Source organism: Allobosea sp. (assembly GCF_017308015.1).
Classification (GTDB): Bacteria; Pseudomonadota; Alphaproteobacteria; order Rhizobiales; family Beijerinckiaceae; genus Allobosea.
Genome location: NZ_JAFKFW010000003.1, coordinates 14507 through 37876, shown reverse-complemented (window position 1 = coordinate 37876; position 23370 = coordinate 14507). Strand labels below are relative to the sequence as shown.

Genomic DNA, 23370 nt, shown 5'->3' with positions numbered 1-23370 from the left:
GGTTGTGTAATATTCATTGATAGGAGTTATGGTTGTTGCGGCCTCGCTGCTGGAGTTCGCCGGACGCCTGCAGGTCAAGCCTGGTGAAACGGCACAAGGGAGGGCATTCCAACGTCTCTCGATCCGGCGTCGCTGATTTTACTCGCCGCAGCCGCTGCAGCCCATGAAAAAGCCCGCTCCGGAGGTTCCGGGGCGGGCCGTCGTGTTCAGGGGGCGGGATCAGCTCTCGAGATCAATTCTCGACATAGGTGATCTTGCCGTCGGCACCCTTCTTCCAGGTGTAGACGGTGTAGTCCGGACGGGTGATGTCGCCCTTCTTGTCGAAGCCGATATCGCCGATCACGGTCTTGACTGGCTGGCCGCCATGCAGCGCCGTGGCGATCTTCTTGGGGTCGACCGAGTTCGCGCGCTTGGCGCCTTCGGCCATGATCTGGACCGCAGCGTAGCTGTAGAGCGTATAGGCTTCCGGCTTGAAGTTCTTGGCCTCGAACTTCTTGAGGACGGAGGCGGCTTCGGGGCGCTTCTGCGGGTCCGGCGGGAAGGTCATCAGCGTACCTTCGACGCCCGGGCCGCCGATCGTGGCGAACTCGTCGGTGGTGATGCCGTCACCCGAGACGAGGATCGTCTTGAGACCCTGGTCGCGCATCTGGCGCACGATCAGGCCGCCTTCGGTGTGCAGGCCGCCCCAGTAGAGGTAGTCAGCGCCCGAGGCCTTGATCTTCGAGACGAGGGCCGAGAAGTCCTTCTCGCCGGCGTTGACGCCTTCGTAGAGCACTTCCTTGACGCCGCCGGCATTGAGACCCTTCTTGGTCTCGTCGGCGAGGCCCTGGCCATAGGTCGTCTTGTCGTGGACGACGGCGATCTTCTTGTCCTTGAAGTTCTTCAGGAGATAGGCCGAGGCGACGCCGCCCTGCTGGTCGTCACGGCCGCAGGTGCGGAAGGTGTTCCACAGGCCGCGCTCGGTGATCTTCGGATTGGTGGCCGAAGGCGAGATCATCAGGATGCCGTTTTCGGCATAGACTTCCGAGGCCGGCATGGTGACGCCGGAGTTGAAGTGGCCGAGCACCCATTTCACGCCGTCGCCGACGAACTTGTTGGCGACCGAGACGCCCTGCTTCGGATCGGAGACGTCGTCGCCGATCGAGATCGTGATCTTCTGGCCGAGGACGCCGCCGGCGGCGTTGATATCCTCGACGGCCTGCTCGGCGCCGTTCTTGAGCTGCGCGCCGAACGCGGCGTTCGGGCCGGTGATCGGGCCGCCGACACCAAGCTTGATCTGCGCGTTGGCCATGCCGGAGAAGGCAAGGACCGCGCCGAGCGCAATGCCGCCCAACAGCAGTTTCTTCATGTGATGCAACTCCCCTGTATTGATTGATCAACGGGCTGGACGGGCCGCCCGTCTCGGCGCGTTTTGGCCACCGTGAACCGCAGTCTTGCGCTTTTCCGATGGTCTGTCACGCGACAAGCTCGTTAGCTTTTAGAGCAATTCAGGCCGGATCACGGCGCCTGCGCGCGGCTTCCAACCGAAGGGGCCGGCGCGCTCGAACAGCCAGTGATATTGCCGCGTCATCTGCTTGGCGCGGGTGTAACGCCACCCGGCATAGCCGAAGGCGATCAGCACGATCGTGTCGACGATGTAGTAGTGCGGTGTCAGCAGCGTCGCCTGGAACAACGCGAAATGGATGAAGCGCACGAACAGGCCGAGCACCAGCATGTAGATGAAAAGCTGCCAGTTCGGCCGCCAGGTCACCGCGATCGCGCGGCCGGCCATCCAGGCGAGCCAGCCGCCCATGACGACGGTCACCAGCAGGAAGAGCCAGATCGTCGGTTCTTCGTAGAGGATGCCCTGCATCGTCAGTGCCTCCCGCCTTCGAGATAAGCCGCACGCACCTGCGGATTGGCGAGCAGTTCCTTGCCGGTGCCGCTCATCGTGACGACGCCGTTGACCATGACATAGCCGCGATGGGCGAGCTTCAGCGCATGGAAGGCGTTCTGCTCGACCAGGAAGACGGTCAGGCCCTGCGTCTTGTTGAGCTCGCGGATCGCCTCGAAGATCTGCTTCACGATCAGGGGGGCGAGGCCCAGCGAAGGCTCGTCCAGCAGCAGGAGCTTCGGGCGGGCCATCAGGGCGCGGGCGATCGCGACCATCTGCTGCTCGCCGCCCGAGAGCGTGCCGCCGCGCTGTTGCAGACGTTCCTTGATGCGCGGGAACAGCACGCAGATCTTTTCGAGATCCTCGTCGAAATTCTCGAAATTGCGGACGGCTGCGCCCATCTGCAGGTTCTCGAACACCGTCATGCGCGGGAAGATGCGACGCCCTTCGGGCGACTGCGCTATCCCAAGACGCGCGATCTCGTGGCTCGGCAGGCGGGTGATGTCGCGGCCCTCATAGGTGACCGAGCCTTCACGGGCCTGCGGATTGCCGAAGATCGTCATCATCAGCGTGGATTTGCCGGCGCCGTTGGCGCCGATCATGGTGACGATCTCACCGGCATTGACGTCGATATCGACCCCCTTCAGCGCGATGATCTTGCCGTAATAGGTCTTGACGCCGCGAACGGCCAAAAGGGGGCCGCCCTGAGTCTGAGTTTGAGGCTGGGCTGCAGTCACGAGATGCCGACCTCCGCTTCGACCTCTTCGACCTCATCGTCGTCGACACCGAGATAGGCGGCGATGACCTTGGGGTCGGCCTGTACTTCGGCCGGCGTGCCGTCGGCGATCTTGGTGCCGTAGTCGAGCACCACGACATGGTCCGAGATTTCCATGACGACGGACATGTCGTGCTCGATCAGCAGCAGCGCCGTGCCGATATCCTTGCGGATCGAAAGCAGCAGCGTGTTGAGATCGAGGCTCTCGCGCGGGTTGAGGCCCGCCGCCGGCTCGTCGAGGCAGAGCAGGACCGGGTCGGTGCACATGGCCCGCGCGATCTCCAGCCGGCGCTGGTCGCCATAAGGCAGGTCGGCGGCGGGGTCGTCGGCGCGATGGGTCAGGTTGATCTTGTCGAGCCAGAACTTGGCCTTCTCGATCGCCTGCTTCTCGCTCGCCTTGTAGCCGCCGATGCCGAGCACGCCGAGAAAGGTGAAGCCGGAGGCGAGCATCAGCGGGTTGTGCTGGGCGACGAGCAGATTCTCCAGCACAGTCATGCCGCCGAAGAGGCGGATGTTCTGGAAGGTGCGGGCGACCTTGGCCTTCCAGGAGATGCGGAAGTCCGGCATGCGTTCGAGCAGGTAGCTCGTGCCGTCGTCATGGTTGAGCGAGACCATGCCCTGGGTCGGCTTGTAGAAGCCGGTGATGCAGTTGAAGCAGGTGGTCTTGCCGGCGCCGTTGGGCCCGATCAGCGCGGTGATCTCGCCCTTATGGGCCTGGAAGGAGAGGGCGTTGACGGCGGTGAGGCCGCCGAAACGCATGGTGACCTGCTCGACCTCCAGCAGGGCGCGGCCCTGTGGTGTCGTCCGGTGTGGGATCGTGGCCATCAGCCGTGCCCCTCCTGGACGAGATCGGACGAGATCGCCTTCTTCTCCTTGAGGAAGGCGGTGGGCTCGCGCGTCGAGATCAGGCCGCGCGGCTTCCAGATCATGATGACCACCATGGCGAAGCCGAAGATCAGCATGCGGTACTTCGTCGGGTCGAAGTCGTTGCCGAAGATCTGCTTCATCCATTCGAGCTCGCGCAGGAGCTCGGTGCCGCCGATCATCGCGATCGCCGCGATGGCGCAGCCCCAGAGCGAGCCCATGCCGCCGAGCACGACGATGGCGAGGATCACGGCCGATTCCATGAAGACGAAGGATTCAGGCGAGATGAAGCCCTGCCGTGCCGAGAAGAACGCTCCGGCGAAACCACCGAACATGGCGCCGATCGAGAAGGCGGTGAGCTTGGTGTTGGTGGTGTTGATCCCGAGCGAGCGGCAGGCGATCTCGTCCTCGCGCAGCGCCTCCCAGGCGCGCCCGACCGGCAGCCGGCGCAGGCGCAGCGTGACGAAGGCCGTCAGCAGTGCCAGGCACAGGATCAGGTAGTAGAGGAAGATCGTTCGGTAGAGGGGTGTGAACTCCAGACCAAAGACGGCGGCGAAACCATTATCCGCCGCCGTGAAGGGTATGCCGAAGAAGGTGGGGCGCGGAATGCCGGAAATGCCGGCGTAACCGTTGGAGAATTCGGTCCAGTTGATCAGCACGAGGCGGATGATCTCGCCGAAGGCCAGCGTCACGATGGCGAGATAGTCGCCGCGCAGACGCAGTACGGGGAAGCCGAGCAGCATGCCCCAGAAGGCGGCGAGAATGCCGGCGAGCGGCAGCAGCAGCCAGAAGGACAGGCCGAAATTCTTGGCCAGCAGCGCGTAGGAATAGGCGCCGACGGCATAGAACGCGACATAGCCGAGATCGAGCAGGCCGGCGAGGCCGACGACGATGTTCAGGCCCCAGCCGAGCATGACGTAGATTAGGATCTGGACGCCGAAATTGTCGATCCATTTCAGTGCGCCGCCCCAACCGGCCAGCCCGATCGCGATCGCCGGGAAGGTGACGAGGAAGCCGAGCCCGAACAGCGAGAAGACGCGCGAATGGCGCTGGAAGAAGGCGATGGTGCCGTGCGGCAGGATGCGCACCGCGGCCTTGCCCTCCTGCCGGCCCTGCTTGCGCAGCGCGACCAGGAAGCGGCCGACGAAGACGATGCCGACAGCCCAGGCGACGGCATCCCAGCGCGGGTCCAGCACCAGGACATTGTCCATGTTCTGGCGCGTGCCCCAGGCGATGATCGGGATGCAGAGGCCGAGCGTCACGAGGGCGGCGAAGGCGGCCTCCCTGAAGGCCGCCTTCAGGTCGCGGCCGGAGGCAGCCGTGTTTGCTGTCGAATTGCTCGCCATGGGCTCAGACCTTCTCGACTTCCGGGCGCCCGAGCAGGCCGGAGGGCATGAAGACCAGCACGATCGCCAGGATGGCGAAGGCGGCGACGTCCTTGTAGTCGATGGTGAAATAGGCCGACCACATCACCTCGATCAGCCCGATCAGCAGCCCGCCGATCACCGCGCCGGGCAGGGAGCCGATGCCGCCGAGCACCGCCGCCGTGAAGGCCTTCACGCCGGGGACGAAGCCGTCGGCGAAATTCACGACGCCGTAGAGCACGAGGTACATTACGCCGGCCACGGCCGCGAGCGCCGCACCCATGATGAAGGTGATCGAGATCGTGCGGTCGACGTCGATGCCGAGCAGCGCGGCCATCTTGCGATCCTGCTCGCAGGCACGCTGGGCCCGGCCGAGCGGCGTCTTCTGCACGACGTACCAGAAGGCTGCGAGCAGCACCGCGGTCGTCAGGATGATGACGATCTGCTTATAGGAGATCTGGACCGAATAGGTCGCGCTCTCGATCAGGGTGATCGACTTGTTGAGCAGCGGCGGGATCGACTTGTTGCGAGGGCCCTGCACGACCTGCACGAAGTTCATCAGGAAGATCGACATGCCGATCGCCGAGATCAGCGGGGCGAGGCGGAAGGAGCCGCGCAGCGGCCGGTAGGCGACGCGCTCGATCGTCCAGTTCCACAGCGAGGTGACGAACATCGCCAGCCCCAGCACCACCACGAGCGCCAGCATGACCATGCCGGCGCCGGTGCCGACCACCGCGGTGATCAGCATGAAGAAGATCAGCGCGATGAAGGCGGAGAGCATGAAAATGTCGCCATGGGCGAAGTTCACCATGCCGATGATGCCGAACACCATCGTGTAGCCGATGGCGATGAGACCGTAGATCGATCCCAGTGTCAGCCCGTTGATGAGCTGCTGCAGGAAAACTTCCATGAAAACGCCGACCCCTCGAACCAGCTCCCGTTCTCGTCACCGGCATGACACCGGCGCATGCGGGATGCGATTGCTGTGCAGAGCTACCAATGGCTCGTGCCGGGGACAATCGCTCCGCGCCAAATTTCTGTCAAAAGCAATTACGAACCAAAAGGGCAAAAAATGTGCGGAATGCTATGCGGTGTATACGGTATTTTACGCATGAACATTGCGTTGCAGGGCATCAAAGCTCCGCCAGACCGCATTTCCTGCCGCTGCCGCGGTGACGGTACGCCATGCGTCAGGGGGGAGATCATCCCAAAGACGAATACGAAAAGTCGATCGCTGGATCGGAAAAATGCATGGTTCAGTGCCGCAGCGCGGCGGGTCGCGACCTGTCCGTGAGGCCTGTTCCGCGTTCGCCGCGTGACGCAAGGGTGAGTCTCTCGAAGGCGCCGGGCTCGATATCCCGACGCGTGATCCGGGGCGGTTCCGTGGTCCTGCCGGAGGCGGCTTCGCGGGAATCGGGGGTGAAGGCCTCCCAGGTCTTCGGGATGCAATGCCGGCTTGCGCGCCCTCCGATCAGGTTTCGGCCCGGCTGCCGTCTGCCGAGATGCGCCGGGCCTGCTCGGTCGCCCTCGCGATATCGCGCTCCGGCAGCGGCCAGTGGAAGAAGGCCCGTTAACGGAGAGGGATAAGGCTGCCTGCCATGTTCGACGGCGTGTGGAGGCGACCCGCCGGCTCCGCCGTGGCTGGCGCCGGCGGTTTCGAATCTCTACATGGACTGCGGTTCCGCCGCAGCCTGGACATCGAACTGATCGAGCCGATGACGAAGACCGCCCATCCCTTGCCGCCGCTGGACCATCCGGAGGCCCATGCGTTCCGCGATGCCATGGCGCGGGTCGCGAGCGCCGTGCATGTGGTGACCACCAGCGGCTCCGGCGGACGCATCGGGCTGACGGCGACGGCCGTCGCTTCCGTGTCGGATGCGCCGCCGACGGTTCTCGTCTGCATCGCTCGCGGCAGCCGCACGCTGGCGGCGATCGAGGCGAACAGAATCTTCTGCATCAACACCTTGCCGGAACAGTTCGTGGATCTCGCGGAAATCTTCGCCAGCCGGCGCGGAATCGAGGGCGAGGCGCGCTTCGATACGGCCCGCTGGGGCACGCTCGCCACCGGGGCGCCTGTCCTGCTCGATGCGATCTCGGCCTTCGACTGCCGGATGGTCGCGGCGCATGATGTCGCCAGCCACCGCATCGTCATCGGCGAGGTCGTCGGCCTCGGCGGCGCCGGGCGTGGGGCGGGACTGATCTACCGCCATCGCGGTTTCAGCGCGGTGTAGCGGCACTCTCCATCTCACTCGACGCTGATAACCCCCTGGGCCGAGATCGCGACCCTGCGATCGGCGAGAGCCTTCTGGTCGGCGGCCGGCAGGCGGAAGGCCGGCGGCGTCGACCAGCCCATCTCGCGGGCGACGACGAGGCCGAGCAGGAGGATGGCGTCCGGCGCATCCATCAGCAGGGCTGTCGGCGCCCTGCCGGCATGGACCAGCTCCAGCAGCACGGCCGAGGCCGAGGACGAACCGATCGTGCCCGGCAGGGCGAGGATACGGCCCGCGACGTTACGGCCGCGCTCGGGATGGCGGGCATCGATGATCGCGCCGCTCGCGGGGTCGACGCCGCCCCAGAAGCTGATCGGGGCGGTGAGGGCCAGGCAAACGCCCGCGACGGCATGGCCGGGCAGCAGGATTTCCGCTTTCAGCTCCATGCCAGTCATTTCCAGGCCCATGGCTCCCTGACAAGGCGGCCGGCCACCGCGCTCTCGACGCATTCCGCGAGCGAGCCATAGGTCACGGCGTAGCCGGTATTGCCGGGTGCGTAATGGGCGAACTTGCCGGAATTGGTCATCAGCACCGCATTCTCCAGCTCCGGCAGGATCGGGGTGACGACGACGCAGGTATCAACGACGAAGACGACGCCAGCCGCCTCCAGCGCTGTGCGTCGGCCCTGCGCTTCCAGCGGGCCGACCACGTGGCGGCCGGTATTGGCGTAGAGCGGCACCTTCAGCTTGCGGCCCGCCATGAGGGTGTCGAGCGCTTCGATCTCGGCCAGCGACAGATGCGGCGAGCCGATCGCGACAGCGTCGACACGGCCTGTCGCTCCGGCCGTCGAGAGTTGGGCGAGGGCGGCGGCGATGTCGTTCGGCGTCAGCACGCTCGTTTCGCGCGGCGCGGCGCCGCCCAGCGCGGTCGCGACGTCGGGGGCCTCGGGCGTCACGCCCGCGACATGGAAGAGCCCGACGCCGCCGGCGGAGGCGGCGGCTGCGCCGAGCGCCTTGAGCCGGTCTTCGGTGGTGCAACCCTGCAGACCCTCGAGCACGGCGACATCGCTGCCGGCCCGACGGCCGAGGATGGTGCCGAGCACGGGATAGAACACGTCGGAGGAGCGGAGCGCGCGGGAGAGGCTGCCGACGTCGATCAGCAGGGTCGCGACCCGGTTCTCCGGGCGGTGCAGGCCGTAATCCGGCGCGCGGGCGCTGATGGCGCAGGCGATGTCGAGGAAATCGCCATAACGGTTGGTCCGGGCGCCGAGGACCGAATTGCAGAATGCGACCGCATTGGATTCACCCCAGGCGACGTCGCTGCCCTGCGCGGGGCGATGGCCGGCCTGATAGGGTGCGCAGGTCCAGCTCGGCTCGCAGCCCATCGCCTCATAGGCCCGCATCATGCGCCGGGCCATGTCGCGCTCATGTGCGGCCAAGCGGATCGCGGCGCAGCCGGCCGGCGCCAGCGAGCCGACATTCAGGCTGGCGCGCACGCCGACGCGGGCACCGCCTGCGACCAGGTTCTCGGCGAAAAGCGTGCCGGAATCGCCGTGGTAGAGCGCGCCGTCGATATGGGCGGAGGCGATCGGGATCAGCCGCGGCGCTCCCATAAGGCGGGCGGCCTCGGCCACGATCCGCATCGCCATGGCCGCGCCGTGGCCGGCTCCGCCGTCGGCGACAGCGCGTTCGTCGGATGTGAGTTCCAGCATCGGTTCTCCCCGATGTGCCGAGGCTTCCGGCCTGACGCCTCTTGTGCAAGCGGGCGCTTTGCGACCATGGATAGGGAACTGGATAACCTTTGAACCGCGCCGGCCGCAATCGTCCGCGCCGCGGTGACCCTATGCTGGAGACATGCCATGGCGATGACGATGAACGGCGAGGCGACATTGCCGGCCGCCAAGGACGTGGTCTGGGCCAAGCTCAACGATCCCGAGGTGCTGAAGGCCTGTATTCCGGGTTGCGAACAGCTCACCAAGGACGACGACACGCATCTTTCGGCCGTGGTGAAGGTCAAGCTCGGCCCCGTGAAAGCGACCTTCAAGGGCAAGGTCGAGCTCAGTGAACTCGATCCCCCGAACGGCTACCGGATCTCCGGCGAGGGCGAGGGCGGGATCGCCGGCTTCGCCAAGGGCGGGGCGCGGGTCAATCTGAGCGACGCGGAGGGCGGCCAGACCCTTCTGCGCTACGAGGTCGAGGCCCAGGTCGGCGGCAAGCTGATGCAGCTCGGCTCGCGCCTGATCGATTCGGTGTCGAAAAAGCTGGCCGACGAGTTCTTCGCCAATTTCGCCAAGGCGGTGAGCGAGGGCTGAGCCCGTCCCATGCTCGCGCCCGCTCCGGCATCTGCGCAACGACGGGTGTCCCGTTTCCGCGCGAGCTTTCAGGGGCCGGGCCTTGCTTCTCCCAGACTGACGGGGGAGTGCTTCAGGAGGCTTCGCGCAGTGCGGCCAGAGCCTGGGTGACGGCAGCCTCCGCTGCCCCGACCTGACGCGCGATGCCTGCGGCGGCGGTGTTTGCCCGTTCCAGCGCGGTTTGGGTCAGGTCGATAGTGCCGTTGACGGCATTGGCGCTTTCGATCGCCTCGGCCGAGCTGTCGGCAACCGTCGCGGCATCATGCGCGATCGAGGCGGTGACCGTGCTCTGCTGGGTGACGGCTTCCGAGATCGCCTCGGAATCGAGGCGGATCGCATCGACCGTGGCGGCGATGGCGGCGGCATGGGTGCCGCAGGCCTCGGCGCTGGCTGCGAGCTCGGCGATCTGGCCGGCAATATCCTGCGTCGCGCTGGCGGTCTGGGTCGCGAGCGACTTCACCTCGGCGGCGACGACGGCGAAGCCGCGCCCTGCCTCGCCGGCACGAGCGGCCTCGATAGTGGCATTGAGCGCGAGCAGATTGGTCTGCGCCGCGATGTCGGCGATCATGCCGACGACCTTCCCGATATTGCCGGTGGCTTCCCGCAGTCTCACGACCGCCTCGTTCATCTCGCCGGCATCGATCACGGCCTGGTGGGTGATCGTCAGGCTCTGCCGGGCGCGCTGGCCGATATCGGCGATATTGGCCGACATCTCTTCGGTCGCGGCGGCGGTCTGGAGCGATCTCTCGCGCACGACCACCGAGGCGCTCGCGACTTTCCCGACAATCTCCTTGATGAAATCGGTGGTCCGCCCGGTCTCGGCGGCCGTCGCGACGAATTGTTCGACCGCGTCGCTGATCGTGTCGTCGAGATCGGCGATGCGGATCTTCAGCTTTGCGGCAGCTTCATCGAGCGTGGCAGTGCGGCGACGGGCATCGTTTGCCTCGATCTCCTGACTGATCGTCATCGCAGTGTTGACGTCGTAGGTCAGGATGCGCTCGATGATGAAGATATCCTCGGCGAATTTCCGGGGCGAGACGAGCGAGCGCCTCCGGTTCGCGAGGCAGATTTCGCGCACCAGAGAGAAGGCGATCGAGGCGCGGGCACGGCTGCGGACATTGGCCTGCCGCTCGATCTGGCAGAGACGGCCCATCGATGCGATGTAGCTCGCGTCGAAGGCACCGGCGAACAGCAGGCGAAAATGGTTCGCCTCGGCGGGGTAGAGCGCCTCGGCGACCGGGAGGACAGTGTCGCGGAGCGGGGGGTGGATGACGAAGGCCCGCTCGAAATCGGTCCTGACCAGTCCCTCGATCAATTGGTCGACGAGCGGGCGATAGCGCTGCAAGCGCTCGCGCTGTGCCTCTCCAAAGCCGATCGCCATCAGGCGACGCTGGATCTGGTCTATGATCAGAGACACAAAATCGCTCATGTTGGAGCACTGGCCATGGGCCCGATCCTGACGTCAGGTCATTAAGATTTCGCCAATATGAGCTTTCTGGAGATCGCGGCGGCGAAATTTCGCGGATTTCGGCAAAAATCCGGGCTTTCGGAATCCGTCCTTCGGCTTGACCGCGGAAAAACGCGGGTCCACATTCGATTTTGAGCTGTTCCAAGGAAGGCCGGCCTGATGAGACCGGCCTTCCTCAGGCATCAGCCCGGCCCAATCCCGGGGAGGGGATGGTCCGGCGTCAGAGACGGGTCACAGGAGATGTGCTCATGGCCACTGTTTCGCTGACGGTGAACGGCAAAGCCGTCACCGCCACTATCGACCCGCGCACCCTTCTGGTGCAGTTCCTGCGAGAGAACCTGCGGCTGACCGGAACCCATGTCGGCTGCGACACCAGCCAGTGCGGCGCCTGCCTCGTCCATCTCGACGGCAAGGCGGTGAAATCCTGCACGACGCTCGCCGTCTCCGTGGACGGTGCTTCCGTCACGACGATCGAGGGGCTCGCCGCCGGCGACAAGCTGCACCCGATGCAGGAAGCCTTCCGCGAGCATCACGGCCTGCAATGCGGTTTCTGTACGCCGGGCATGATCATGTCCGCCGTCGACATGGTGAACCGCCGCGGCCACGAACTCGACGAGAAGACGATCCGCGAGGATCTCGACGGCAATATCTGCCGCTGCACCGGCTACCACAACATCGTCAAGGCGATCGCCGCCGGAGCCGAGGCCATGGGCAAGGGCGCGGTACCGGCCCGCCAGGCCGCCGAGTGAGTTCGTGCCCGCGCTGGAGCGCGGGCATTTCGTCCTTCATGCGTTCCATGCAGTGAGGCGCCCGGCAGAGGCGCCGTGCGAGGAGGGAACACCATGTCCGCCACGGGAATCGGCGCCGCAGTCCGCCGCAAGGAAGATCACCGTTTCATCACCGGCCAGGGCCGCTATACCGACGACGTCAACCGGCCGGGCCAGGCCCATGCCTATTTCCTGCGCTCGCCGCATGCGCATGCGAAGATCAAGTCGATGGACACGAAAGTGGCTGCCGGCATGCCCGGCGTGCTCGGCATCTTCACTGGAGACGACCTCGCCACCGACAAGATCGGCGGACTGATCTGCGGCTGGATGATCCACAACAAGGACGGTTCGCCGATGCGTGCCGGTCCGCATCCGGCGCTGGCGCAAGGCAAGGTGCGCTATGTCGGCGACCATGTCGCTGTGGTGGTGGCCGAGACGCTGGCGCAGGCGCGCGACGCGGCCGAGGCGATCGCGGTCGACTATCAGGAGCTGCCGGCGGTGGTCGACACCGCCAAGGCGATCGGCGCCAAGACCGTGGTCCATGACGAGGCGCCCGACAACAGCGTGTTCAACTGGCATCTCGGCGACAAGGACGCGACCGAGAACGCCTTCAGGGCCGCCAAGCACGTCACCAAGATCGATCTCGTCAACAACCGGCTCGTGCCGAACGCGATGGAGCCGCGAGCGGCCGTCGGCGACTACGATGCCGGCGACGGCATCTTCACGCTCTACACCACCAGCCAGAACCCGCATGTGGCCCGGCTCGTGCTCTCGGCCTTCATCGGCATCGCGCCGGAGAACAAGCTGCGCGTGATCGCGCCGGATGTCGGCGGCGGCTTCGGTTCCAAGATCTTCATCTATGCCGAGGAGACGGTCTGCGTCTGGGCGGCGAAGAAGGTCGGGCGGCCGGTGAAATGGACGGCGGACCGGACGGAGGCCTTTCTCTCCGACGCGCATGGCCGCGACCATGTCACCCATGCGGAACTGGCAACCGATGCCGAGGGCAAGATCCTCGGCATGAAGGTGCACACGACGGCCAATCTCGGCGCCTATCTCTCCACCTTCTCGTCCTCGGTGCCGACCTATCTCTACGCACCGCTGCTGTCGGGCCAGTACGACATTCCGGCGATCTATTGCGAGGTCGACGCGGTCTATACCAATACCGCGCCAGTCGACGCCTATCGCGGTGCCGGGCGCCCCGAGGCGACCTTCGTGGTCGAGCGGCTGATCGAGGTCACGGCTCGCCAGCTCGGCAAGGACCCGGCCAAGTTCCGGATGCAGAACTACATCAAGAAGTTCCCGCACCAGACGCCGGTCATCATGATGTACGACACCGGCAATTACGGCGCCTCGATGAAGAAGGCGCTGGAGATGATCGATTACAAGGGGCTGGGCAAGCGCAAGCGCGACTCGGCGCGGGCCGGCAAGCTGCGCGGCATCGGCTTCTCCTCCTATATCGAGGCCTGCGGCATCGCGCCGTCGGCCGCGGTGGGCTCGCTCGGCGCAGGCGTGGGTTTGTGGGAATCGGCCGAGGTCCGGGTCAATCCGGTTGGAACCGTCGAGGTCCTGACCGGCTCGCACAGCCACGGCCAGGGCCATGAGACCACCTTCGCCCAGCTCGTCTCGGACCGACTCGGCATTCCCATCGACAATGTCTCGATCGTCCATGGCGATACCGACAAGGTGCAGATGGGCATGGGCACCTATGGCTCGCGTTCCGGCGCGGTCGGCATGTCCGCGATCTTCAAGGCGCTCGACAAGGTCATCGCCAAGGGCAAGAAGGTCGCCGCCCATGTGCTGGAGGCCGACGAGGCCGATATCGACTTCGCGGACGGGCATTTCTCGGTGAAGGGCACCGACCGCAAGCTCGATTTCGGCTCCTGCGCGCTGCAGGCCTATGTCGCGCACAAGTTCAACGGTCAGGAGCTGGAGCCTGGGCTGAAGGAGGGGGCGTTCTACGACCCGACCAACTTCACCTTCCCGGCCGGCGTTCATATCTGCGAGGTCGAGATCGATCCCGAGACTGGCGTGACCAGGATCGAGCGCTGGGCTGCCGTCGACGATTTCGGCAATGTCATCAACCCGATGATCGTCGAGGGGCAGGTCCATGGCGGCATTGCGCAGGGTGTCGGCCAGGCGCTCCTGGAAGGTGCCCGCTACAATGCCGATGGGCAGCTCGTGACCGCGAGCTTCATGGACTACACCATGCCGCGCGCCGACGACCTGCCGTCCTTCGATGTCGGCATGACCGTGACGCCGTGCCCGTCGAACCCGCTGGGCATCAAGGGTTGCGGCGAGGCCGGGGCCATCGCCTCGCCGCCCGCCGTCATCAACGCCATCACCGACGCGCTCGGCCATGAGGACATCGCGATGCCCGCCACCCCGCAGGCGGTGTGGCGCGCGGCGCAGAAGTCGATCAGCCGCCAGGCGGCCGAGTGAGCTGAAAGGACAGGTCCATGTACGCTTTCACCTACCACAAGCCCACCAGCGCCCGGCAGGCGGCGACGCTGCTCGCCAAGAAGGAGGACGCCAAGCTGCTGGCCGGCGGCCATACCCTGCTGCCGACGATGAAGCAGCGGCTGGCCTCGCCGACAGCGCTGGTCGATCTCGGCGCCTGCGCCGATCTCAAGGGCATCGCTCGCAAGGGCCGCAACATCGTCATCGGCGCGATGACGACTCATGCGGAAGTGGCGAACTCGGCCGAGGTGCAGGAGGCGATCCCCGCGCTCGCCTTCCTCGCAGGCAGCATCGGCGACCCGCATGTGCGCCATCGCGGCACGATCGGCGGCTCGGTCGCCAATAACGACCCGGCGGCGGATTATCCGGCGGCGCTGCTGGCGCTCGGCGCCACCGTCGTCACCAACAAGCGCAAGCTGACGGCGGAAGAGTTCTTCACCGGGCTCTACGAGACGGCGCTGGACGAAGGCGAGATCATCACCAAGGTCTCGTTCCCGCTGGTTTCGAAGGCGGGCTATGCCAAGTTCCGCAACCCGGCCTCGCGCTATGCGATGGTCGGCGTCTTCGTCGCCAAGCGTGGCAGCGACATCCGCGTCACTGTGACCGGCGCGGGCGAGGGCGGCGTCTTCCGCTGGCCGGAAGCGGAGGCGGCGCTGAAGGCGCGCTTCGCGCCGAAATCGCTGGACGGGCTGAAGCACACGGCCAAGGGCATCAATGGCGATATTCATGCCGATGCCGAATACCGCGCCCATCTGATCGGCGTGATGGCCAGGCAGGCCGTGGCGCAGGCGACGGGGAAGTAAAAGGGATGCTGAGGCTCGCGCTCTCGGAGCTCGAAGCGAACGAAAGCCTAATCGCCCAATTGAAGAGTTCGCCGCGTCCGGCGAGCTCAGCCTTTTCGATGGTTGGCCTGAATCAACGCCATCTCCCCAAAAGCTGGGGAGTTGATTTGCGCTTATCTGAGTTAATTCCTTTAAAGGCTGCGTACAACTATATTCAGAGATATATTAAAGATGAAGGTCTAATTTATAATAGTGAATTCAATACGATTGAGGCCCGAAAGTACTTCGAGAGGCATGGATTTAGGTGTGTTGAGATATCCCGTTCTGATTGGGCTGAACTGATATTCGGCAATGGTGGGCGCCCATACGCGTATGTAGAAAATGGTGATCAGCTCAGAAAACTGGCATTGACCGCGTCGGAGGCAAACCAGCGGGACCGCGGAATATCCATAGTCTCATCCGTCCGCTATGAGCGTGATCGTCGCATTCGTGCTTGGGCACTTGCTCGAGCCGGCGGCGTCTGCGAGCTTTGCGCCAACGACGCGCCTTTCAAGCTGGCTAATGGCGAGCCTTTTCTTGAGGTTCACCATATAAAATCCCTATCCGAAAGTGGTTTCGATACCCTGTTAAATGTCGCTGCTCTTTGTCCTAACTGTCATAGGAAGAGCCATTTTTCTGGCAATAGGGAATCTATAGAAAGAGTTCTGATTTTTAGGGTCAATCGATCTGAAGAAGCATATGGCGGACAAGCAGGGTAGTTGATCAGCGTGCCAGAACTGTCGCTTCCCATTTCCATCGACGCCACGCTCGCGCTCCTGCAGGGCCACGGCTATGTCGCCGATCGCGCACTCGCGACCGTGCTGTTCCTGGCGCTCCGGATGAAGCGACCGTTGCTGCTGGAAGGCGAGGCCGGCACCGGCAAGACCGAGATCGCCAAGGTGCTGGCAGCAGGGCTCGGCCGCCGATTGATCCGGTTGCAATGCTATGAGGGGCTTGATCTCGCCTCCGCCGTCTACGAGTGGAACTATGCCGGCCAGATGATGGCGATCCGGCTTGCGGAGGCGGGCGGCGTCGCGGACGACCGCGAGCGGCTGGAAGGCGACATCTTCTCCGAGAAATATCTGGTGAAGCGGCCGCTCTTGCAGGCGCTGGAGCCGCAGGAGGGTGGGGCGCCGATCCTGCTGATCGACGAGCTCGACCGCACCGACGAGGCCTTCGAGGCCTTCCTGCTCGAGGTGCTGGCCGATGCGCAGGTGACGATCCCCGAGCTCGGCACGATCCGGGCGGCCGAGCCGCCGATCGTGATCCTGACCTCGAACCGCACCCGCGAAATCCATGACGCGCTGAAGCGCCGCTGCCTCTATCACTGGGTCGGCTATCCCGATGCGACGCGCGAGCTGGCAATCCTGAAGGCGAAGGTGCCGGAGGCGCCGGCGAAGCTCTCCAAGCAGCTCGTCGCCTTCGTGCAGGCGATCCGCAAGGAGGAATTGTTCAAGGCACCGGGCGTCGCCGAGACGCTGGACTGGGCGACGGCTCTGGTCGAGCTCGATGCGGTGGCGCTCGATCCGGCCATCGTTTCGGATACGCTGGGGGCGCTATTGAAGTATCAGGACGATATCCAGGCGATGCAGGGCTCGCAGGTGAAGGAGCTTCTGGATCGGGCCAAGGCGGAGGCGGGGCGCTAGTCTCCTGCGTCGCGAAGCGAGAGGGTGCTGCCATGAACGCCGACATCAAGGCCGTCGAGGCGACGGTCCGGACCTATCTCGACGGGCTCTACGAGGGCGATGCCGAGAAACTCGCGCATGTCTTTCATCCGACCAGCGCGCTGACCACGGTGCGCGAGGAGAACGCCGTGCGCAACCGGCCGTCGCCGCAGGCGGCGGGGATGCAGCGCGACGACCATATCCTGACCATCGACCTCGTCGGGCCGACGCTGGCGCTGGTCAAGGTGAAGTGCCAGATGCCGCCGCGCTATTTCACCGACCTGCTCTCGCTGCTCAAGATCGAGAGCCGCTGGCAAATCGTCCAGAAGGTGTTCATGACGGAGACGTTGGGCGCGTGAGCGGCAAGCTCGCCGAGAACGTCGCCTATTTCGCGCGCGCCCTGCGCGCGGCGGGACTGCCGGTCGGGCCGGGCGCCGTGGTCGAGGCGATCGCTGCGCTGGAGGGCGGCGCGCTCGGCGGGCGCGACGACGTCTACTGGGCGCTGCACGCGATCTTCGTGAAGAAGCATGAGGATTCACCTGTCTACGATCAGGCCTTCCGGCTGTTCTGGCGTCGGCGCAATCTGATCGAGAAGATCATGGCGCAGATGTCGCCGGTCTCGCCCCGCGCCGACAGTCAGCCGGAGAAGGCCGAGGCCGGAGCTTTGCGGGTAGCCGAGGCCTTCGCGCCGCCGCCGCGCGAGGACGAGCCGCCGAAAGAGCTGACCGAACTGACGGCGCGGCTCACCGTCTCCGACCGCGAGATGCTGAAAACGCGCGATTTCGCCCAGATGAGCGCGGCCGAGATCGCGCGCGCCAAGCAATTGATCGCGGAACTCAGGCTGCCCGACGACAGCATCGTGACGCGTCGCTTCCGGCCAGCGCACCGCGGTGCGCGTATCGACCCGCGCCGGACTTTCCGGCAGTCTCTGCGCGGTGGCGGAGCATCGATCGATCTCGCCTTTCGCGAACGGCGCGAGGTCCATCCGCCCATCGTGGCGCTGGTCGATATCTCCGGCTCGATGGCCGAGTATTCGCGCATCTTCCTGCATTTCCTGCATGCGCTGACGGAGAAGCGCCGGCGCGTGCATTCCTTCGTCTTCGGCACGCGCCTGACCAATGTCACGCGGATGCTCAGAGCGCGCGACCCGGATGAGGCGCTGGCGCTCGCCGGCAAGGCTGCGCCGGACTGGGAGGGCGGCACGCGTATCGCGACGGCCCTGCACGACTTCAATCGCGTCTGGTCGCGGCGCGTGCTGGCGGGCGGAGCGATCGTGCTGCTCTTCACCGACGGGCTGGAGCGCCATCTCGACGACAGTCTGGGTTTCGAGATGGACCGCCTGCATCGCTCCTGCCGGCAATTGGTCTGGCTGAACCCGCTGCTGCGCTACGATGCCTTCGCGGCGCGTGCGAGCGGCATCCGGGCGATGCTGCCGCATGTCGACTCGTTCCGGCCGATCCATAATCTCGCGGCGATGGCCGATCTCTGTGCCGCGCTTTCGCTGGATGCAGGGCGGGAGAGCGATCCGCGCCTGTGGTTGAAGAAGGCCGGTTGAGGCATGATGTCTGGCGCCAGATTCAGGCGTAAGGTGACATCATGATCAGCACCGAAACCGACATCCTGCGCGCGGCCGAGGACTGGGCGCGCGCAGGCCGCGGCGTCGCCATCGCGACCGTGGTCGAGACCTGGGGCTCGGCGCCGCGTCCCGCGGGCTCGCATCTCGTCATCGACGGCGCCGGAAATTTCCTCGGCTCGGTCTCGGGCGGTTGCGTCGAGGGCGCCGTGGTGGCCGAGGCCGCCGACGTCATTGCAGACGGCAAGGCACGCCTGCTCGAATTCGGCGTCGCCGACGAGGCGGCCTGGCAGGTCGGCCTCTCCTGCGGCGGTCGCATCAAGGTCTATGTCGAGAAGGTGAACTGAGATGGCCTCCTGGGAAACCCTTGTCGCTTTCGCGACGGTAACGGCCCTCGTCGCCTATTTTCCGGGGCCGGCGCTGCTCTACACCGCCGCCCAGACGATCAGCCATGGCCGCAAGGCCGGGCTGATGGCGATGCTCGGCATCCATCTCGGCTGCTACCTGCACGTCTTCGCCGCGGCCTTCGGCCTCTCGGCCGTGTTCAAGCATGTGCCGGAACTCTACATGGCCGTGAAGATCGCGGGCGCGCTCTACCTGATCTGGATCGGCATCGGCATGATCCGCTCGCGCATGGGCTCGCCCGACCAGCCGGTCGCACCGCCCAAGACGGTGAAGCGGGCGCTGCTCGATTCCTTCATCGTCGAGGTGCTGAATCCGAAGGTCGCGCTGTTCTTCATCGCGCTCCTGCCGCAGTTCGTCGATCCAGCCGCGTCACTGCCAGTGTGGGCGCAATTCCTGATCCTCGGCACGGTCGTGAACTTCGCGTTCTCATCGGCCGATCTCGTGACCGTCTTCGGCGCCTCGCTCATCGTCGGGGCGATGAAGAAGACCAGGTCGAGCTTCGCCTTCGGGCGTTGGATCGGCGGTTCGCTGATGATCGCTCTCGGCCTGAAACTCGCGACGGATAGGGGTTGACCGGTGGAGCTTTCGACCCTCGCTGCGCTCAACGAAGAGCGGCAGGCGCGCCGCGCAGCCGTGCTGGTGAGCGATCTCTCCGCCGGAACGCAGAGGCTGGTGAAGCAGGCTGCGATCGCCGGTGATCCGCTGGCGGATGTGCTGGAGCGGCAATTGCGATCCGGCAAGAGCGGCATGGTCGAGGCGGGGGACAGATCCTATTTCCTGACCGTGCAGGCACCGCATCCGCGCGTGGTGGTGACCGGCGCCGTCCATATCTCGCAGGCGATGGCGCCGATGGCCCGGGCGCTCGATCTCGATCTCGTGGTGATCGATCCGCGCACCGCCTTCGCGACGCCCGAGCGTTTCCCCGATGTGACGCTGCTCGCCGAATGGCCGGAAGAGACGATCGGTCGGATCGGGCTCGATGCCTACACCGCCTTCGTCGCGCTGACCCATGATCCGAAGATCGACGATCCCGGCCTTGTCGCGGCCTTGCGCTCGGACTGCTTCTATATCGGCGCGCTCGGCAGCCGGAAGACGCATGGCAGGCGGCTGGAACGGTTGACGGAAGCAGGTTTCGAAGCTTCGGCGACGAGCCGTATTCATGCGCCGATCGGGCTCGATATCGGTGCGGTCTCGCCGGCCGAGATCGCGCTCGCGATCCTGGCCGAGATCGTCGCGACGCTGCGCGGCCCGCGCCGCAAGCCGGCCTGAGGATCGGGACATGAAATTCGGACCGGTCGCCATCGCCGATGCCGTCGGCAGCATCGCGGCGCATACCATCCGCGCCGACGGGGCCATCGTGAAGAAGGGCGCGACCGTGACGGCCGAGCTTGCCGCGAAGCTTGCCGCGGCCGGGGTCGCCGAGATCGTGGCGGTGCGGTTGGAGCCTGGTGATATCGACGAGAATGCCGCCGCGGCACGATTGGCCGAGCGCATGGTCGGAGATGCGATCAGCGCAGAGCCGCCCTTTACCGGGCGGGTCAACATGTTCGCGACCCAGGCGGGCGTCCTGCGCATCGATGTCGCGGCGATCGACGCCTTTAACGGGGTGGACGAAGCGATCACGGTCGCGACCTTGCCGGCACTCAAGGCGGTCGTGGCGGGAGAACTCGTCGCTACCGTGAAGATCATTCCCTATGCGGTGCCGCAGGCGCTGGTGGAGCAGGCGCTCGACGCGCTCGGCAACAGGTCGCCCGTTTCGGTCGCGGCATATCGCCCGTCGAGCGTCGCGGTGATCTCGACAATGCTGCCGGGACTGAAGCCGAGCGTCGTCGACAAAACCCTGCGCATCATGCGCGACCGGCTGGAGCCGGCGGAGGCGGTGATGGCGGCGGACCGGCGCGTCCCGCACGAAGCCGAGCCGCTGGCCGCGGCGATCGCCGAGCAGGCGGCGGGGAAGGCGGATATCATCGTCGTCTTCGGCGCTTCCGCCATCACGGACCGGCGCGACGTGATCCCGCAGGCGCTGGTCGAGGCCGGCGGCGAGGTCGAGCATCTCGGCATGCCGGTCGATCCCGGAAACCTGCTCATGCTGGGCCGTATCGCCGGCAAGCCGGTGATCGGTGCGCCGGGTTGCGCCCGCTCGCCGAAGGAGAACAGTTTCGATTGGGTGCTGCAGCGTTGTCTCGCCGGACTTCCCGTCGGACGCAGCGATATCCAGAAGATGGGTGTCGGCGGCCTGCTGATGGAGATCGTCTCGCGGCCGCAGCCGCGCGCGCCGGGCTCCGTAGCGAGCGGGCCATTGGCGGGAATTGTGCTGGCTGCCGGACAATCGACCCGGATGGGCGCGGAGAACAAGCTGCTTCAGCCCCTGCGCGGCAAGCCCATCCTGCGCCACGCCGTCGAGGCGCAGATCGAGGCGGGCCTGAGCCCCGTCATCGTCGTGACCGGGCACCAGCGCACCGAAATCGAGGCCGTAGTGTCGGATCTGCCGGTGCAACTCGTGCATAATTCCGACTACGCTTCCGGATTGGCCGGTTCGCTCAAGGCCGGCGTGGCCGCGTTGCCGCCCGAGGTTGCGGCGACGGTGATCTCGCTCGGCGACATGCCGAATGTGACGCCGACGGTGATCGAGCGCCTGGCGGAGGCACATCGTGCGCAGCCGCAGACGCTTGCGGCGGTGCCGACGCTGTTCGGCCAGCGCGGCAATCCGGTGCTGCTTGCCCGGGCGATTTTTCCCGCGGTTTCGCTGCTGAGCGGCGACCGTGGGGCACGGCGACTGCTCGACGAAGCGGGGGATCGCGTCATCGATGTTCCCTTCGAGGACCCTGCCATCGCCATCGATGTCGATACGCCGGAGGCCCTGCGGGCGTTGCGAGGGTGAGTGTTCCTCAGCGGAGCCAGTGCACACCGAGTGTGCCGTAACAGGTGGCGGATCGGTCGCTCGTCGACTGCAGGCCGCCAGAGAGGCGCCATTCCAGCCCGAGGAAGCGCAGGCCGGTGAGATGCAGTCCGAGACGCAGCTTGCGATAGTCGCGCTCGCGATAAATCTCGATTTCGGGGCCTAGATAGAAGCCGGCCGGCATCTGCCAGCCCGGTGCGAGGCGCGTCCAGAAGCGCCCGTTCAGCGAGGAAACGTAACCATTGGCCTGGACGGCTGTTCCGGGCGAGGGGACGATCCAGAGATCGGCCTGCACTCTCGCGCCATAGCGGGCGGAGATGAAGGACGGGCCCAAGGATTCGACCCGCTGTTCGCTCTCGGCATCCGATCCGGCATAGAGCGCGAGGAAGCTGTCACCGATGCGCCATTCGTAGCCGAGCAGGGCCTGCGCCTCGCTCTTGTAGGTGATGCCGCGCGGCCTCCTGCGCCTGGTCTGCTCCTGTGAACCGCCTGCCTTGACGAAGAGGCGGAAGCCGCTTTCCGTGAGGCCGCCGCCGATCGCCCGTTTCATACCGACAGAGGCGAAGGCCTTGGTTGGCCCGGCCTCCATGGAACCGAAGACCACCATTGAGAGAGGGCTGCGCCGGGCGTCTTCCTCCTCGGCGCTCGCGGTGCAGATCGGGGCTGCGGCGAGGCTTATCGCCAGCCCGGCCAGTCCGGCCTTGCTCACCTGGTACGCCACGCAAGCCCCCACGCCCGCCGTCGCGCACGCTGCCCGTTCCGGCAACCTGCCCCAGGATTGCAGCAGTTTGGCTGTAATCTGGCAAGCTTTTGTTAACCAAGCGGGAGCAGGCTCGATCTATCCGGCAAAGCTTTCAGTCCGTAACGGGGGGAGGTGGCGATGGTTTCGACCGATTTCATCCGGCAGCTCGAAGGCTACGGGCTGACCACGGCAACGATCCTCTACCGGATGCCGGATCATCTCAGCGTCCTGCAGACCTTTATCTGGCAGCAGTACGACGTGGCGCCGCGCTTCCCTGTCCTGCAGGACTTTCTGACGTTCTGGAAGCGGGAACTCGAAGGGCCGCTTCATTCCGTCACGGTCGCGCATTCGCATCTGATCAAGCCCGCGGAGATTCGCCATCTGAACGGCGTCTTCACCCTGCACTAAGCGTTCTTCCGATGCGCCGGCCCTGAGCCGAGGGCATTGAAAGCCTGCGTCCGGCTCGCTTGTTGGCGGGTGTCCGGCCGTGCTAGGCGGGCGCTTCCGCTTCGGCACGGCCTGCTCCCTTGTCATCTCCTTTGCGTACATCCGGACTTCTGACGGCGCTGGCGGGTCTGCCCGGGGAGCGCATCACCGTCGGCACGATCGTCGCCGCACTGCAGGACCGGGCCTATGCGCTGCTCGTCGTCCTGCTCGGTCTGCCGAATTGCCTGCCGATGCCGCCGCCGATTCCGCTGGTCTGCGGGCTGGTGCTGGCCTTTGTCGCCGTCCAGATGCTGACGGGGCGGCGGATGCCCTGGCTGCCGCAGGCGCTGCTCCGCCGCAGCATCGGCAAGCCCGAGTTGAACCGCGCCGTGGCCCGGGCGCTGCCGGCTCTCACCTGGCTGGAACGCTTCTCGCAGCCGCGCCTGACGATGTTGGGCGGGCGCTGGGCGATTCCGGTGCTGGGGTTGGTGATCCTGATCCTGGCGCTTGGCCTGATCGTCGCGGCGCCGTTCATCGGGCAGATTCCGCTCGGGCTCGCAGTCTGCCTCGTCGGGCTTGGCCTGGTCGAACGCGACGGGGTGCTGATCATCATCGGAGCCGTGGTCGGCGCCATCGGCCTGCTGCTGAGCGCCGGCTTCGCCTATGCGATCTTCAGCGGCATCCACGAGCTGTTCTTCTGAAGTCCGCCGCC

General features: G+C 65.7%; 25 protein-coding genes. 15 read left to right on the top strand and 10 right to left on the bottom strand.

The window, feature by feature from the left end:
* Positions 1-232 precede the first annotated feature (232 nt).
* From J0I42_RS03235 to J0I42_RS03210, 6 genes are all read right to left on the bottom strand, one after another.
* Positions 233-1348: a branched-chain amino acid ABC transporter substrate-binding protein gene (locus tag J0I42_RS03235; RefSeq protein ID WP_291652765.1), complete on the bottom strand. Its 1116-nt coding sequence runs from the start codon at positions 1346-1348 to the stop codon at positions 233-235.
* A gap of 129 nt (positions 1349-1477) precedes the next feature.
* On the bottom strand, positions 1478-1852 hold the full coding sequence (locus tag J0I42_RS03230) for a DUF6867 family protein (protein WP_291652764.1): 375 nt from the start codon (positions 1850-1852) through the stop codon (positions 1478-1480).
* Between the two features lie 2 nt (positions 1853-1854).
* On the bottom strand, positions 1855-2610 hold the full coding sequence (locus J0I42_RS03225) for an ABC transporter ATP-binding protein (protein WP_291652762.1): 756 nt from the start codon (positions 2608-2610) through the stop codon (positions 1855-1857).
* Entirely contained in the window at positions 2607-3407 is an 801-nt protein-coding gene (locus J0I42_RS03220; protein WP_465247637.1) for an ABC transporter ATP-binding protein, read from the bottom strand. Before J0I42_RS03220 ends, J0I42_RS03225 begins: the two co-directional genes overlap by 4 nt.
* Before the next feature lie 65 nt (positions 3408-3472).
* A complete protein-coding gene (gene livM, locus J0I42_RS03215) occupies positions 3473-4858 on the bottom strand; it encodes a high-affinity branched-chain amino acid ABC transporter permease LivM (RefSeq protein WP_291652758.1) in 1386 nt (461 codons plus the stop codon).
* 4 nt (positions 4859-4862) lie between these two features.
* On the bottom strand, positions 4863-5786 hold the full coding sequence (locus J0I42_RS03210) for an ABC transporter permease subunit (RefSeq protein ID WP_291652756.1): 924 nt from the start codon (positions 5784-5786) through the stop codon (positions 4863-4865).
* A gap of 805 nt (positions 5787-6591) precedes the next feature.
* Here J0I42_RS03210 and J0I42_RS03205 point away from each other — a divergent pair.
* Positions 6592-7107 carry a flavin reductase family protein gene (locus J0I42_RS03205; protein ID WP_291652754.1) on the top strand — a complete coding sequence of 172 codons (516 nt, stop codon included), beginning with the start codon at positions 6592-6594 and terminating at the stop codon, positions 7105-7107.
* A 14-nt stretch (positions 7108-7121) separates the two neighbouring features.
* Here the strand turns inward: J0I42_RS03205 and J0I42_RS03200 are convergent, their stop codons facing one another.
* Both J0I42_RS03200 and J0I42_RS03195 read right to left on the bottom strand, forming a co-directional pair.
* Positions 7122-7532 carry an aconitase X swivel domain-containing protein gene (locus J0I42_RS03200; RefSeq protein ID WP_291652752.1) on the bottom strand — a complete coding sequence of 137 codons (411 nt, stop codon included), beginning with the start codon at positions 7530-7532 and terminating at the stop codon, positions 7122-7124.
* Positions 7533-7537: 5 nt separating this feature from the next.
* Positions 7538-8797 (bottom strand): aconitase X catalytic domain-containing protein, encoded by a 1260-nt coding sequence (locus J0I42_RS03195; protein WP_291652750.1) that lies wholly within the window; start codon positions 8795-8797, stop codon positions 7538-7540.
* A 147-nt stretch (positions 8798-8944) separates the two neighbouring features.
* On the opposite strand from J0I42_RS03195, the gene J0I42_RS03190 reads away from it, so the two are divergent.
* Positions 8945-9397 (top strand): CoxG family protein, encoded by a 453-nt coding sequence (locus tag J0I42_RS03190; RefSeq protein ID WP_291652748.1) that lies wholly within the window; start codon positions 8945-8947, stop codon positions 9395-9397.
* 112 nt (positions 9398-9509) lie between these two features.
* Here J0I42_RS03190 and J0I42_RS03185 read toward each other — a convergent pair whose 3' ends face one another.
* The gene (locus J0I42_RS03185) at positions 9510-10865 is read right to left on the bottom strand and encodes a methyl-accepting chemotaxis protein (protein ID WP_291652747.1); all 1356 of its coding nucleotides are present in this window, start codon (positions 10863-10865) and stop codon (positions 9510-9512) included.
* 287 nt (positions 10866-11152) lie between these two features.
* Here J0I42_RS03185 and J0I42_RS03180 point away from each other — a divergent pair, with 287 nt between their 5' ends.
* The 11 genes from J0I42_RS03180 (at position 11153) to J0I42_RS03130 (ending at position 21472) form a co-directional block, all read left to right on the top strand.
* The gene (locus J0I42_RS03180) at positions 11153-11653 is read left to right on the top strand and encodes a (2Fe-2S)-binding protein (protein WP_291652746.1); all 501 of its coding nucleotides are present in this window, start codon (positions 11153-11155) and stop codon (positions 11651-11653) included.
* A 93-nt stretch (positions 11654-11746) separates the two neighbouring features.
* Positions 11747-14110 (top strand): xanthine dehydrogenase family protein molybdopterin-binding subunit, encoded by a 2364-nt coding sequence (locus J0I42_RS03175; RefSeq protein WP_291652745.1) that lies wholly within the window; start codon positions 11747-11749, stop codon positions 14108-14110.
* A 17-nt stretch (positions 14111-14127) separates the two neighbouring features.
* Positions 14128-14931: an FAD binding domain-containing protein gene (locus tag J0I42_RS03170; protein WP_291652743.1), complete on the top strand. Its 804-nt coding sequence runs from the start codon at positions 14128-14130 to the stop codon at positions 14929-14931.
* Positions 14932-14936: 5 nt separating this feature from the next.
* Complete coding sequence (locus J0I42_RS03165; protein WP_291652741.1) at positions 14937-15668, top strand: HNH endonuclease; 732 nt, start codon at positions 14937-14939, stop codon at positions 15666-15668.
* A gap of 18 nt (positions 15669-15686) precedes the next feature.
* On the top strand, positions 15687-16595 hold the full coding sequence (locus tag J0I42_RS03160; RefSeq protein WP_291653145.1) for an AAA family ATPase: 909 nt from the start codon (positions 15687-15689) through the stop codon (positions 16593-16595).
* A gap of 32 nt (positions 16596-16627) precedes the next feature.
* On the top strand, positions 16628-16972 hold the full coding sequence (locus J0I42_RS03155; protein WP_291652737.1) for a nuclear transport factor 2 family protein: 345 nt from the start codon (positions 16628-16630) through the stop codon (positions 16970-16972).
* The gene (locus tag J0I42_RS03150) at positions 16969-18168 is read left to right on the top strand and encodes a vWA domain-containing protein (protein WP_291652736.1); all 1200 of its coding nucleotides are present in this window, start codon (positions 16969-16971) and stop codon (positions 18166-18168) included. Before J0I42_RS03155 ends, J0I42_RS03150 begins: the two co-directional genes overlap by 4 nt.
* Positions 18169-18209: 41 nt before the next feature.
* Positions 18210-18533: an XdhC family protein gene (locus J0I42_RS03145; protein ID WP_291652734.1), complete on the top strand. Its 324-nt coding sequence runs from the start codon at positions 18210-18212 to the stop codon at positions 18531-18533.
* Between the two features lies 1 nt (position 18534).
* A complete protein-coding gene (locus tag J0I42_RS03140) occupies positions 18535-19164 on the top strand; it encodes a LysE family translocator (protein ID WP_291652732.1) in 630 nt (209 codons plus the stop codon).
* Between the two features lie 3 nt (positions 19165-19167).
* Positions 19168-19860: an XdhC family protein gene (locus J0I42_RS03135; RefSeq protein WP_291652730.1), complete on the top strand. Its 693-nt coding sequence runs from the start codon at positions 19168-19170 to the stop codon at positions 19858-19860.
* Positions 19861-19870: 10 nt separating this feature from the next.
* The gene (locus tag J0I42_RS03130; protein WP_291652728.1) at positions 19871-21472 is read left to right on the top strand and encodes an NTP transferase domain-containing protein; all 1602 of its coding nucleotides are present in this window, start codon (positions 19871-19873) and stop codon (positions 21470-21472) included.
* 7 nt (positions 21473-21479) lie between these two features.
* Here J0I42_RS03130 and bcsS read toward each other — a convergent pair whose 3' ends face one another.
* Positions 21480-22211, bottom strand: a complete 732-nt coding sequence (bcsS, locus tag J0I42_RS03125; protein WP_291652726.1) for a cellulose biosynthesis protein BcsS — start codon at positions 22209-22211, stop codon at positions 21480-21482.
* A gap of 159 nt (positions 22212-22370) precedes the next feature.
* On the opposite strand from bcsS, the gene J0I42_RS03120 reads away from it, so the two are divergent.
* Complete coding sequence (locus J0I42_RS03120; protein WP_291652724.1) at positions 22371-22640, top strand: usg protein; 270 nt, start codon at positions 22371-22373, stop codon at positions 22638-22640.
* 119 nt (positions 22641-22759) lie between these two features.
* On the top strand, positions 22760-23359 hold the full coding sequence (locus J0I42_RS03115) for an exopolysaccharide biosynthesis protein (protein ID WP_291652722.1): 600 nt from the start codon (positions 22760-22762) through the stop codon (positions 23357-23359).
* Positions 23360-23370 lie beyond the last annotated feature (11 nt).

What these genes read in the sequence shown, in the direction of transcription:
- J0I42_RS03230 (WP_291652764.1), bottom strand. Translation starts at nt 1,852, where the DNA reads ATGCAGGGCATCCTCTACGAAGAACCGACGATCTGGCTCTTCCTGCTG.
- J0I42_RS03155 (WP_291652737.1), top strand. Translation starts at nt 16,628, where the DNA reads ATGAACGCCGACATCAAGGCCGTCGAGGCGACGGTCCGGACCTATCTC.
- J0I42_RS03205 (WP_291652754.1), top strand. Translation starts at nt 6,592, where the DNA reads ATGACGAAGACCGCCCATCCCTTGCCGCCGCTGGACCATCCGGAGGCC.
- livM (WP_291652758.1), bottom strand. Translation starts at nt 4,858, where the DNA reads ATGGCGAGCAATTCGACAGCAAACACGGCTGCCTCCGGCCGCGACCTG.
- J0I42_RS03190 (WP_291652748.1), top strand. Translation starts at nt 8,945, where the DNA reads ATGGCGATGACGATGAACGGCGAGGCGACATTGCCGGCCGCCAAGGAC.
- J0I42_RS03195 (WP_291652750.1), bottom strand. Translation starts at nt 8,797, where the DNA reads ATGCTGGAACTCACATCCGACGAACGCGCTGTCGCCGACGGCGGAGCC.
- J0I42_RS03220 (WP_465247637.1), bottom strand. Translation starts at nt 3,407, where the DNA reads ATGCGTTTCGGCGGCCTCACCGCCGTCAACGCCCTCTCCTTCCAGGCC.
- J0I42_RS03145 (WP_291652734.1), top strand. Translation starts at nt 18,210, where the DNA reads ATGATCAGCACCGAAACCGACATCCTGCGCGCGGCCGAGGACTGGGCG.
- J0I42_RS03165 (WP_291652741.1), top strand. Translation starts at nt 14,937, where the DNA reads ATGCTGAGGCTCGCGCTCTCGGAGCTCGAAGCGAACGAAAGCCTAATC.
- J0I42_RS03235 (WP_291652765.1), bottom strand. Translation starts at nt 1,348, where the DNA reads ATGAAGAAACTGCTGTTGGGCGGCATTGCGCTCGGCGCGGTCCTTGCC.
- J0I42_RS03210 (WP_291652756.1), bottom strand. Translation starts at nt 5,786, where the DNA reads ATGGAAGTTTTCCTGCAGCAGCTCATCAACGGGCTGACACTGGGATCG.
- J0I42_RS03180 (WP_291652746.1), top strand. Translation starts at nt 11,153, where the DNA reads ATGGCCACTGTTTCGCTGACGGTGAACGGCAAAGCCGTCACCGCCACT.
- J0I42_RS03140 (WP_291652732.1), top strand. Translation starts at nt 18,535, where the DNA reads ATGGCCTCCTGGGAAACCCTTGTCGCTTTCGCGACGGTAACGGCCCTC.
- J0I42_RS03170 (WP_291652743.1), top strand. Translation starts at nt 14,128, where the DNA reads ATGTACGCTTTCACCTACCACAAGCCCACCAGCGCCCGGCAGGCGGCG.
- J0I42_RS03175 (WP_291652745.1), top strand. Translation starts at nt 11,747, where the DNA reads ATGTCCGCCACGGGAATCGGCGCCGCAGTCCGCCGCAAGGAAGATCAC.
- J0I42_RS03130 (WP_291652728.1), top strand. Translation starts at nt 19,871, where the DNA reads ATGAAATTCGGACCGGTCGCCATCGCCGATGCCGTCGGCAGCATCGCG.
- J0I42_RS03200 (WP_291652752.1), bottom strand. Translation starts at nt 7,532, where the DNA reads ATGGAGCTGAAAGCGGAAATCCTGCTGCCCGGCCATGCCGTCGCGGGC.
- J0I42_RS03120 (WP_291652724.1), top strand. Translation starts at nt 22,371, where the DNA reads ATGGTTTCGACCGATTTCATCCGGCAGCTCGAAGGCTACGGGCTGACC.
- J0I42_RS03185 (WP_291652747.1), bottom strand. Translation starts at nt 10,865, where the DNA reads ATGAGCGATTTTGTGTCTCTGATCATAGACCAGATCCAGCGTCGCCTG.